The sequence below is a fragment of the Dryocola clanedunensis subsp. sulfonylureivorans genome, from assembly GCF_016756775.1.
Lineage (GTDB): Bacteria > Pseudomonadota > Gammaproteobacteria > Enterobacterales > Enterobacteriaceae > Dryocola > Dryocola clanedunensis.
Map to the genome: position 1 here is coordinate 19,449 of NZ_JAERMU010000038.1, position 8,162 is coordinate 27,610.

The following is an 8,162-nucleotide window of genomic DNA, read 5'->3' on the forward strand; positions in this document are numbered from 1 at the left end:
AGTACAGCAGATGCGAGTAATTACTCGTCTTCCAGCTCGATGTTGATACCCAGCGAACGGATCTCTTTCAACAGTACGTTGAAGGATTCCGGCATGCCTGGTTCCATCTGATGATTACCGTCTACGATGTTCTTATACATCTTAGTACGGCCGTTCACGTCATCAGACTTAACAGTCAGCATTTCCTGCAGGGTATATGCAGCACCGTATGCTTCCAGTGCCCACACTTCCATCTCACCGAAGCGCTGACCACCGAACTGAGCCTTACCACCCAGCGGCTGCTGAGTAACCAGGCTGTAAGAACCGGTAGAACGCGCGTGCATTTTGTCATCAACCAGGTGGTTCAGTTTCAGCATGTACATGTAACCTACGGTTACCTGACGCTCAAACTGCTCACCGGTACGGCCGTCGAACAGGGTAATCTGACCAGAAGATGGCAGACCGCCAAGTTGCAGCAGCTCTTTGATTTCTGACTCTTTAGCACCGTCGAAGACCGGAGTCGCGATCGGCATGCCTTTTTTCAGGTTTTCAGCCAGGCGCAGAACTTCATCGTCGGTGAAGGTATTCAGATCAACCTTCTGACGAACGTCTGTACCCAGGTCATACGCTTTCTGGATGAATTCGCGCAGCTTGGCAACTTCTTCCTGCTTCTTAAGCATGGCGTTGATCTTCTCGCCGATGCCCTTCGCAGCCATGCCCAGGTGGGTTTCCAGAATCTGACCGATGTTCATACGAGATGGTACGCCCAGCGGGTTCAGTACGATGTCAACCGGCGTGCCGTGTTCATCGTAAGGCATATCTTCGATCGGGTTGATCTTGGAGATAACACCTTTGTTCCCGTGACGACCTGCCATCTTGTCACCAGGCTGAATCTGACGTTTAACGGCCAGATACACTTTCACGATTTTCAGCACGCCAGGTGCCAGGTCATCGCCCTGAGTGATTTTGCGGCGCTTAGCTTCGAGTTTCTTCTCAAACTCGTGCTTCAGCTCGTCGTACTGCTCCGCCAGCTGTTCCAGCTGGTTTTGCTTCTCTTCGTCAGTCAGACCCAGTTCCAGCCAGCGGTCACGTGGCAGCTTGTCGAGCTTCTCAGCTTCAACGCCGCCAGCAACCAGTACCGCATGGATACGGGCAAACAGGCCAGCTTCAAAGATCTGCAGTTCTTCAGTCAGGTCTTTCTTCGCCTGCTTCAGCTGCATCTCTTCGATTTCCAGCGCGCGCTTGTCTTTTTCCACGCCATCGCGGGTAAAGACCTGCACATCGATTACGGTACCGGAAACGCCGTTTGGTACGCGCAGAGAAGAGTCTTTAACGTCAGACGCTTTCTCACCGAAGATGGCACGCAGCAGCTTCTCTTCTGGCGTCAGCTGGGTTTCACCTTTCGGCGTTACCTTACCAACCAGAATGTCGCCACCGGTCACTTCAGCACCGATATAAACGATACCGGATTCATCCAGCTTGGAGAGCGCTGCTTCACCCACGTTAGGGATATCGGCGGTGATCTCTTCTGGCCCCAGCTTGGTGTCACGAGACACACATGCCAGTTCCTGGATGTGAATAGTAGTGAAACGATCTTCCTGAACAACACGCTCGGAGACGAGGATGGAGTCTTCGAAGTTGTAACCGTTCCACGGCATGAACGCTACGCGCATGTTCTGGCCGAGCGCCAGTTCACCGAGGTCAGTAGACGGACCGTCTGCCAACACGTCGCCGCGTTCAATTGGTTCGCCCAGAGAGACACATGGCATCTGGTTGATGCAGGTGTTCTGGTTAGAACGGGTGTACTTGGTCAGGTTGTAGATGTCGATACCCGCTTCGCCGGCGTGCATCTCGTCTTCGTTAACTTTGATAACGATACGGGAAGCATCAACGTACTGAACGGTACCGCCACGTTTGGCTACGGCGGTAACACCGGAGTCAACGGCTACAGCACGTTCCATACCGGTACCAACCAGCGGCTTATCAGCACGCAGAGTAGGAACCGCCTGACGTTGCATGTTCGCACCCATCAGGGCACGGTTGGCATCATCGTGTTCCAGGAACGGGATCAGGGATGCACCGACGGAAACCACCTGCTGGGTGGAAACGTCCATGTAGTCAACCTGGTCGTTGCTGAACAAGCTTGATTCGCCTTTGCTACGGCAGGTAACGAGGTCGTCTACGAAACGGCCTTCTTCGTCCAGGTTGGTGTTCGCCTGAGCGATAACATAGTTACCTTCTTCGATAGCAGACAGATAGTGAATCTCGTCCGTTACCACGCCTTCAACTACGCGACGATACGGGGTTTCTAAGAAGCCGTATTCGTTAGTCTGTGCATAAACAGACAGGGAGTTGATCAGACCGATGTTCGGGCCTTCTGGCGTTTCGATTGGACATACACGACCGTAGTGGGTTGGGTGTACGTCACGTACTTCGAAGCCTGCACGCTCACGGGTCAGACCGCCCGGGCCGAGGGCCGAGATACGACGCTTGTGCGTGATCTCAGACAGCGGGTTGTTCTGGTCCATAAACTGAGACAGCTGGCTGGAACCGAAGAACTCTTTCACTGCCGCAGAGATTGGCTTGGCGTTGATCATATCCTGAGGCATCAGGGTATCCAGATCGCCCAGGGACAGACGCTCTTTAACCGCACGCTCAACACGCACCAGGCCAACGCGGAATTGGTTTTCCGCCATTTCGCCTACGGAACGGATACGACGGTTGCCGAGGTGGTCGATATCATCCACTTCGCCCTGACCGTTACGGATACCGATAAGCTTACGCATCACTTCGATGATGTCGTCTTTGCTCAGGATGCCTGAACCTTCGATTTCATCACGCAGCAGAGAACGGTTGAACTTCATACGACCAACCGCGGACAGATCGTAGCGGTCTTCGGAGAAGAACAGGTTCTCGAACAGGCTTTCAGCCGCTTCGCGAGTTGGTGGCTCACCAGGACGCATCATGCGGTAGATCTCAACCAGCGCGCTTAAGCGATCGTTGGTTGGGTCGACGCGTACGGTCTCAGAGATGTACGGGCCGTGATCCAGGTCGTTGGTGAACAGCGTTTCGATACGCTTGTGACCAGACTGGCTCAGCTTGGCCAGCAGATCCAATGACAGCTCCATGTTCGCCGCGCAAATCAGCTCGCCGGTAGAGGTGTCAACGTAGTCTTTAGCCGCGACTTTGCCAGCAATGTACTCAACCGGAACTTCGATAAGCTTAATATCGTCTTTTTCCAGCTGACGAATATGGCGCGCGGTGATGCGGCGGCCTTTTTCGACATAGATCTTGCCGTCAGCTTCGATATCAAATGATGCGGTCTCGCCACGCAGGCGCTCCGGAATCAGTTCCATCTGCAGCTTGTTGTCACGGATTTCGAAATTAACTTTCTCAAAGAACAGGTCAAGGATCTGCTCAGTGGTAAAGTTTAGTGCTCGCAGAATGATGGTCGCAGGCAGTTTGCGGCGACGGTCAATACGCACGAACAGGTTGTCTTTCGGGTCGAATTCGAAATCCAGCCAGGAACCACGGTAAGGGATGATACGTGCGTTATAAAGCACCTTCCCTGAAGAGTGGGTTTTACCCTTGTCACTATCAAAGAATACGCCCGGGCTACGGTGCAGCTGAGAAACGATAACGCGCTCAGTACCGTTGATAACGAACGTACCGTTGTCAGTCATGAGTGGAATTTCACCCATGTAGACTTCTTGTTCTTTGATGTCTTTTACGGTGCCTTCTGGCGCTTCACGCTCGTAGATCACCAGACGCAGTTTTACACGCAGCGGAGCAGAATACGTCACGCCACGGATCTGACACTCTTTGACATCGAAAACTGGTTCGCCAAGACGATAGCTGACGTACTGCAGTTCCGAATTGCCGCTGTAGCTCTGGATTGGGAACACGGAACGGAAAGCTGCTTCCAGACCGTACTGCCCTTCAGGATCTTGCTCGATAAACTTCTGGAACGAGTCAAGCTGGATAGAAAGGAGATAAGGAATGTCCAGAACTTGTGGACGCTTTCCAAAATCCTTACGAATACGTTTTTTCTCGGTATAGGAGTAAACCATAGGGTTCCTCAGCTCGCTGACAAGTCGACCCATCTGCCCGACGGAGGGACAGTTTGTGCAACACTATTTTGTGGACCGGAAAGTGGAACACATTCCGCAATACCTGTTTCTATCACTCTTAAACCATTTCGCTACGCTTTACTCCGGAACTCCCGGCGTAGAAAGTCGCAGTATATTAAGTCGTCGATAGAGACAAGCATTGAAAGGTAACCAGCAGCCAAACAGTGTGAAACGCGACTGGTACCCTACAGCGCAAAAAGGCTGGTGACTAAAAAGTCACCAGCCATCAGCCTAATTGCTTAGGCTGCAACCGGAAAGGTTGGCTTATTTAACTTCAACTTCTGCGCCAGCTTCTTCCAGAGCTTTCTTCAGAGCTTCAGCGTCATCTTTGCTGATGCCTTCTTTGATTGCACCAGTAGCTTCTACCAGGTCTTTAGCTTCTTTCAGACCCAGGCCAGTTGCGCCACGTACTGCTTTGATAACAGCAACTTTGTTAGCACCAGCGCCTTTCAGAATAACGTCGAACTCAGTTTTTTCTTCAGCAGCTTCAGCTGGGCCTGCAGCAACAGCTACAGCAGCAGCAGCGGAAACACCGAATTTTTCTTCCATTGCAGAAATCAGTTCAACAACGTCCATTACGGACATAGCGGATACTGCTTCAATGATTTGATCTTTAGTGATAGACATAACAATTGTTCCTGAAAATCAGAATTAGTTTATACGTAAGCAAATGCGTTAGAAAAGAAAGTGCAATTAAGCAGCTTCTTTCTGATCGCGTACAGCAGCCAGAGTGCGAACCAGTTTGCCTGCAGAGGCTTCTTTCATGGTTGCCATCAGGCGTGCGATTGCTTCTTCGTAAGTTGGCAGAGTTGCCAGGCGATCGATCTGGGCCGCCGGGATCAGCTCACCTTCAAAGGCTGCAGCTTTAACTTCGAATTTTGCATTCGCTTTCGCGAAATCTTTGAACAGACGAGCAGCAGCGCCCGGGTGTTCCATAGAGTATGCAATCAAAGTTGGACCAACAAACGTGTCTTTCAGGCACTCAAAAGGAGTACCTTCAACGACGCGGCGCAGCAGGGTGTTACGAACAACACGCATGTAAACGCCAGCTTCACGACCTGCTTTACGCAGTTCAGTCATTTTATCTACGGTAACGCCACGGGAATCCGCAACAACCGCAGACAGCGCGCCTTTGGCTACTTCGCTGACTTCAGCAACAATCGCTTGTTTGTCTTGAAGATTTAAAGCCATTAGCTTTGCTCCTGGATATTAGCCGGGGTAACCCCCGGAACTCACTTCACTCATCACCAAAACGATAATGAGCGTCGACATACGGTGAGCAGAAACAAGCCAAAGACTATCCAAAAATATTCTTCAGGTTCTGTCACCGTCTACGCAGGAAATTAAGTCTCTTGCGAAACACCTGCGGTCTTGGACGGAGGCCTGGATAAGGCCAGGCTCCAACCGAAAATTCTGTGTGCCTTGCAAGCAAGGCAACGGGCGTAAGATTTTAGACTAATCTCACGCCCGCGTAAAGCAGCGATTTTTAGTTCGCTACCGCGTTCAGACCAGACTGGTCGATCGCAACACCTGCACCCATAGTGGTGGACAGGCTAACTTTCTTGATGAAAACACCTTTCGCCTGAGAAGGTTTTGCTTTTTTCAGCGCAACCAGCAGGGATTCCAGGTTTTCTTTCAGTTTGTCAGCGTCAAAGTCCACTTTACCGATGGTAGTGTGAATGATGCCGTTTTTGTCGTTACGGTAACGAACCTGACCAGCTTTAGCGTTCTTAACCGCTTCAGCAACGTTAGGCGTTACAGTACCCACTTTCGGGTTAGGCATCAGGCCACGTGGACCCAGAACCTGGCCCAGCTGGCCAACAACGCGCATTGCATCAGGAGATGCGATAACAACGTCGAAGTTCATTTCGCCTTTTTTGATCTGGTCAGCCAGATCTTCCATACCTACCAGCTCTGCGCCTGCAGCTTTAGCAGCTTCAGCGTTAGGGCCCTGGGCAAATACGGCTACGCGAACGGAACGGCCAGTACCGTGCGGCAGTACAGTTGCACCACGTACGTTCTGGTCAGATTTACGAGCGTCGATGCCGAGGTTCACAGCAACGTCAACGCTTTCTACGAATTTAGCAGTGGCCAGCTCTTTGAGCAGAGCAACGGCTTCGTTGATGTCGTACTGTTTGGTCGCATCAACTTTGTCACGGATCACGCGCATGCGCTTGGTCAGTTTAGCCATTTCTTAATCCTCCACTACCAGGCCCATGGAACGAGCAGTACCTTCGATGGAGCGAGTCATCGCTTCAACGTCAGAACCAGTCATGTCCGCAGCTTTGGTTTCTGCGATTTCACGCACCTGAGCACGGGTCACTTTACCCACTTTGTCTTTGTTCGGCTTACCGGAACCAGACTTGATGCCAGCAGCTTTCTTCAGCAGAACAGCAGCCGGTGGGGTTTTAGTAACGAAAGTGAAAGAACGGTCAGCGTAAACGGTAATAACAACCGGAATTGGCAGACCTTTCTCGATGGAATCAGTTTTTGCGTTGAACGCTTTACAGAATTCCATGATGTTAACACCCTGCTGACCCAGTGCTGGACCAACCGGTGGACTTGGGTTCGCCATACCAGCTGCAACCTGCAGCTTGACGTAGGCTTGTACTTTCTTAGCCATCTAAATTTCCTCTGGTGGGTTATAACGCCTCGATGAGGCTCCCCGTGAATAAATCGTTCTATGTGTACAGGACACATAAAAACAAAAGGCGCGAAATTGTATGCCAATCTCGCGCCCTGTGCAACGATTAATCGCTGCTTTTACAACCTGGCGATTACGCCTTTTCGACCTGGGCAAAATCCAGTTCGACCGGAGTAGCACGTCCGAAGATAGATACAGAAACCTTCAGGCGGCTCTTTTCGTAATCTACTTCTTCCACTACGCCGTTAAAGTCAGCAAATGGACCATCGCTAACACGGACCATCTCACCCGGTTCGAACAGCGTTTTAGGACGCGGCTTATCACCAACCTGCTGCAGGCGGTTCATAATCGCATCAACTTCTTTATCGCTAATCGGTGCCGGGCGGTCAGACGTGCCGCCAATGAAACCCATAACGCGCGGAACGCTGCGCACCAGGTGCCAGCTTGCGTCATTCATAACCATCTGGACCAGCACGTAGCCCGGGAAGAATTTACGTTCGCTTTTGCGACGCTGGCCGCCACGAATTTCGACAACTTCTTCGGTCGGAACCATGACTTCGCCAAACAGCTCTTCCATGTTATGTAATTTGATGTGCTCACGCAGCGAAGTCGCTACGCGGCCTTCAAAACCGGAAAACGCCTGAACGACGTACCAACGCTTTTTAGGGGCTTCAGACATCTCAGAACCTCAGGCCAGTAATAAAAGAAACCAGACGGACTAAAATACCGTCCAGGCCCCACAAAATCAGTGACATTACAGCAGTAACTGCCGCCACGATTAAGGTGGTGTGCAATGTTTCCTGACGAGTCGGCCAAATCACTTTACGGACTTCGGTTCTCGCTTCACGAGCGAAGGCGACAGTTGCTTTGCCTTTCGTCGTCAACAGCGCGACACCGCCCGCTGCAGCAATCATAATAACCACTGCCAGGGCACGCAGAGGCAAGGTCACATCACGATAAATGTAGTTGCCCACGATTGCTAAAATCAGCAGAACGGCAACAACCAGCCATTTCATCGTTTCCAGGCCGCGCCCGCTTCCGTGAGCTTCGGTATTCGCACTCATAAACCAACCTGTCACAATAATTCAGACAAACATTTTTGCCCCGCAAGCGCGAGGCAAAACCAAACCGAATTGCTCTTTACAGGCGCTACTCGGTATTAACGCCATCTTCAGAGCCTGTCTCAGCAATGATTATGAGTAAAAAATCACTGATGAGCCAGGTTCTGGTTCGAGAGCGTATAAAAAGGGCATCAAATGATGCCCTTTTCTTGCGCATTGCGTCAAATGTTATCAGCGATTAAGCGATAACTTTAGCAACAACACCAGCGCCTACAGTACGGCCGCCTTCACGGATTGCGAAACGCAGACCGTCGTCCATTGCGATTGGGTGGATCAGGGTAACAACCA

8 protein-coding genes are annotated in these 8,162 nt (G+C 51.3%); all 8 read right to left on the bottom strand.

All coding sequences use genetic code 11. The annotated features are described in order from the left end of the window. Positions 1 to 20: 20 nt before the first annotated feature. On the bottom strand, positions 21 to 4,049 hold the full coding sequence (gene rpoB, locus HYQ67_RS22310) for a DNA-directed RNA polymerase subunit beta (protein WP_202308004.1): 4,029 nt from the start codon (positions 4,047 to 4,049) through the stop codon (positions 21 to 23). 324 nt (positions 4,050 to 4,373) lie between these two features. Continuing rightward, the gene (gene rplL / locus HYQ67_RS22315) at positions 4,374 to 4,736 is read right to left on the bottom strand and encodes a 50S ribosomal protein L7/L12 (protein WP_202308006.1); all 363 of its coding nucleotides are present in this window, start codon (positions 4,734 to 4,736) and stop codon (positions 4,374 to 4,376) included. A gap of 66 nt (positions 4,737 to 4,802) precedes the next feature. Then, a complete protein-coding gene (rplJ, locus tag HYQ67_RS22320; RefSeq protein WP_202308008.1) occupies positions 4,803 to 5,300 on the bottom strand; it encodes a 50S ribosomal protein L10 in 498 nt (165 codons plus the stop codon). A 295-nt stretch (positions 5,301 to 5,595) separates the two neighbouring features. Next, a complete protein-coding gene (gene rplA, locus HYQ67_RS22325; protein WP_202308010.1) occupies positions 5,596 to 6,300 on the bottom strand; it encodes a 50S ribosomal protein L1 in 705 nt (234 codons plus the stop codon). A gap of 3 nt (positions 6,301 to 6,303) precedes the next feature. Next, a complete protein-coding gene (gene rplK, locus HYQ67_RS22330) occupies positions 6,304 to 6,732 on the bottom strand; it encodes a 50S ribosomal protein L11 (protein ID WP_121268269.1) in 429 nt (142 codons plus the stop codon). A gap of 154 nt (positions 6,733 to 6,886) precedes the next feature. Then, complete coding sequence (gene nusG, locus HYQ67_RS22335; RefSeq protein WP_002438628.1) at positions 6,887 to 7,432, bottom strand: transcription termination/antitermination protein NusG; 546 nt, start codon at positions 7,430 to 7,432, stop codon at positions 6,887 to 6,889. A gap of 1 nt (position 7,433) precedes the next feature. After that, the gene (secE, locus tag HYQ67_RS22340; RefSeq protein WP_202308012.1) at positions 7,434 to 7,817 is read right to left on the bottom strand and encodes a preprotein translocase subunit SecE; all 384 of its coding nucleotides are present in this window, start codon (positions 7,815 to 7,817) and stop codon (positions 7,434 to 7,436) included. A gap of 235 nt (positions 7,818 to 8,052) precedes the next feature. Continuing rightward, positions 8,053 to 8,162: EF-Tu C-terminal domain-related protein (locus HYQ67_RS22345; protein ID WP_072269377.1), on the bottom strand; the 110-nt coding region annotated here is incomplete at its 5' end.

Bases quoted from the DNA above. Each gene is read 5' to 3' on its own strand.
- rpoB (WP_202308004.1), bottom strand. From the start codon at position 4,049: ATGGTTTACTCCTATACCGAGAAAAAACGTATTCGTAAGGATTTTGGA.
- rplL (WP_202308006.1), bottom strand. From the start codon at position 4,736: ATGTCTATCACTAAAGATCAAATCATTGAAGCAGTATCCGCTATGTCC.
- rplJ (WP_202308008.1), bottom strand. From the start codon at position 5,300: ATGGCTTTAAATCTTCAAGACAAACAAGCGATTGTTGCTGAAGTCAGC.
- rplA (WP_202308010.1), bottom strand. From the start codon at position 6,300: ATGGCTAAACTGACCAAGCGCATGCGCGTGATCCGTGACAAAGTTGAT.
- rplK (WP_121268269.1), bottom strand. From the start codon at position 6,732: ATGGCTAAGAAAGTACAAGCCTACGTCAAGCTGCAGGTTGCAGCTGGT.
- nusG (WP_002438628.1), bottom strand. From the start codon at position 7,432: ATGTCTGAAGCCCCTAAAAAGCGTTGGTACGTCGTTCAGGCGTTTTCC.
- secE (WP_202308012.1), bottom strand. From the start codon at position 7,817: ATGAGTGCGAATACCGAAGCTCACGGAAGCGGGCGCGGCCTGGAAACG.